4 protein-coding genes are annotated in these 2,323 nt (G+C 68.1%); 1 reads left to right on the forward strand and 3 read right to left on the reverse strand.

What is annotated here, in order from left to right; genetic code table 11:
• The 3 genes from ACIPIA_RS14535 to ACIPIA_RS14545 form a co-directional block, all read right to left on the reverse strand.
• The coding region (locus tag ACIPIA_RS14535) for a chromate transporter (protein WP_400510571.1) at window positions 1-514 on the reverse strand (514 nt) is incomplete at its 3' end.
• A complete protein-coding gene (locus ACIPIA_RS14540) occupies window positions 514-1,080 on the reverse strand; it encodes a chromate transporter (RefSeq protein WP_400510573.1) in 567 nt (188 codons plus the stop codon). The genes ACIPIA_RS14540 and ACIPIA_RS14535, both read right to left, overlap by 1 nt.
• A gap of 9 nt (window positions 1,081-1,089) precedes the next feature.
• The gene (locus ACIPIA_RS14545; protein WP_400510575.1) at window positions 1,090-1,722 is read right to left on the reverse strand and encodes a LysE family translocator; all 633 of its coding nucleotides are present in this window, start codon (window positions 1,720-1,722) and stop codon (window positions 1,090-1,092) included.
• Window positions 1,723-1,894: 172 nt separating this feature from the next.
• On the opposite strand from ACIPIA_RS14545, the gene ACIPIA_RS14550 reads away from it, so the two are divergent.
• On the forward strand, window positions 1,895-2,323 hold a 429-nt coding region (locus ACIPIA_RS14550; protein ID WP_400510577.1), incomplete at its 3' end, for a GNAT family acetyltransferase.

Genomic DNA, 2,323 nt, shown 5'->3' on the forward strand with positions numbered 1-2,323 from the left:
CGACGTATGCCGCCGTGCCCACCGCCATGGGCACGAGCGGATTCAGCTTCGAACGATAGGTCACGAGGGCGGTCGCTGCCGTGATCGCGAAGCCGAACGGCCCGGCATCGGCGGCGAGCGTCGCGACCGCGCCGCTGGCGAGCATCAGGCCGAGCGCGATCGGCACCAGCGCGAGCGTGACGACCCGGACGATACGATTGTCGCTGAAACGTTGCAGCCCGCGGCTGCAGGCCAGCGCCAGCAGGGAGGACGGCAACAGCATCGCCAGCGTCGCCACGAGCAGGCCGCTCGTACCGGCGACCTGCCAGCCGACGATGCTGGCGAGCATCACGTTCGGCCCCGGCGCGGTCTGCGCAATGGCGAAGAGCCGCGCGAAGGTCGGCGCATCCATCCAGCCGAGGATGTCGACGATCTGGCGATGCACTTCCGGCACCACGGCATTGGCGCCGCCGATCGCCATCAGGGAGATCGTGCCGAAGGTGACGACCAACTGGCCGAAGATGCCGCGCTCCATCAGATCCGCCGCGCTCCGAGGGAGGCCGCGACAAGGCCAAGCGGGACGAGAATGAGGAGCGTCGGCAGCATCGGCAGCCGCAACAGCCCGACCGCGACGAAGGCGGCGGCAGCCATGACCCAGGCCCAGCGAGCGAGGCCCGCCCTGGTGAGCAGCCGCGCGGCCGTGCCGAGGATCAGGCCGGCGGCGCTGGCGGCGGCGCCCGTCAGCGCGACCTGGGCCAGCGGGTGGTCGGAAACGGCGCCGTAGATGTTCGCGATCGCGACCAGCGAGAGCAGCGGCATCGCCATCAGGGCGAAGACGCAGGTCAACGAACCGAGCGCGCCGCGAAACCGGTCGCCCAACATCACCGCCGCATTGACGGTGTTGGCGCCGGGCAATGCCTGGCAGATACCCATCAGTTCGGCATAGCCGCGATCATCGAGCCAGTTGCGCTCGGCCACGATGATGTGGCGCGCCACCGGGCCGACGCCGCCGAAGCCCATCAGCCCGATCTTGAGGAAGCCGCTGAAGAGGTTCGGCAAGCTTGGCCGGGGCGTGCCCGTCGCGGTTTCGAGAGCTGACATCGGCAATGCTTAGCGCCGCGCTTCCATCGCCATGCGCAGGGCGAAGCCGGCGAGGACCGTCCCCATCAGCCAGCGCTGCACCAGCGACCAGAACGGGCGCGTTTTCAGGAACAGCGCGATGCTGCCCGCCGCCGTCGCGATCAGGGCGTTGACGCTGCCGCTGATGAGGATCTGCACGAAGCCGAGCACGACCGATTGCGCAAGCACGTTGCCGGCGGCGGGGTCGATGAACTGGGGCAGCAACGCGAGGTAGAACATCGCGATCTTGGGATTGAGCAGGCTGGTCAGGAACCCCATGGCGAAGAGCTTGCGCGGCCCGTCATGAGGCAGGTCGCGGACATGGAAGGGCGAGCGCCCGCCGGGCCTCACCGCCTGCCAGGCGAGCCATAGCAGATAGGCCGCCCCCGCCAGCCGCAGCGCGTCATAGGCGTAGGGCACGGCGAAGAGCAGCGCCGTGATGCCGAAGGCGGCACAGAACATGTAGACGAAGAAGCCGAGGATCACGCCGCCGAGCGAGATCAGCCCCGCTCCCCTGCCCTGCGCGATCGAACGCGAGATCAGGTAGATCATGTTGGGGCCGGGCGTCAGCACCATGCCGAGCGCGATGAGAGCGAAGGTAACGAGGGTGGTCGTCTCGGGCATCGGCGCACGCTCCGGCGGAACTGAGCGCTTGGAGCATGGAACGCCATAGCCGGCAATCGCTCCGCCGCAGTAGCTGCCATGCAAGCCCCGGATGCTCGTGCGTGCCCCGTGTCCCGACGGAACCGCCTGCCTCGCCGGCGGTTGTCGCGAGCAAGCGGATGGAGGGGGAAACATGACGCTGTTCAGCCGGCTGCTCTATTCCATTATCGCTTTCGCGCTGCTCGGCGCCTCGATCATCCTGATCGGTGTCGCGGTCTGGCGCACGTCGCACGGCTTCTGGAGCGGCGAAGGCGCGCTCGACACGATGCTCGACGCGATCGGCCTCGTGATCATCGCGGTGGCCGTCGCCGATGTCGGGAAGTTCCTGTTCGAGGAGGAGGTGGTCGCCGATCGCGAGATGCGCCGCCCGGCCGAGGCCCGGGGTTCGCTGACCAAGTTCATGTCGATCATGATCGTGGCGCTGTCACTGGAATCGCTGGTGCTGATCGCCAAGACCTCGCGCGAGACGATGGGAAATCTCATCTATCCCGGCCTGCTGATGCTTCTGGCGGTGCTCGCCCTGGTCGGCCTCGGCCTCTTCCAGCGGCTGAGCCAGAACGCG

Origin of the sequence: Allobosea sp. CER48, assembly GCF_044752385.1 — a bacterium.
Taxonomy (GTDB): Bacteria; Pseudomonadota; Alphaproteobacteria; order Rhizobiales; family Beijerinckiaceae; genus Allobosea.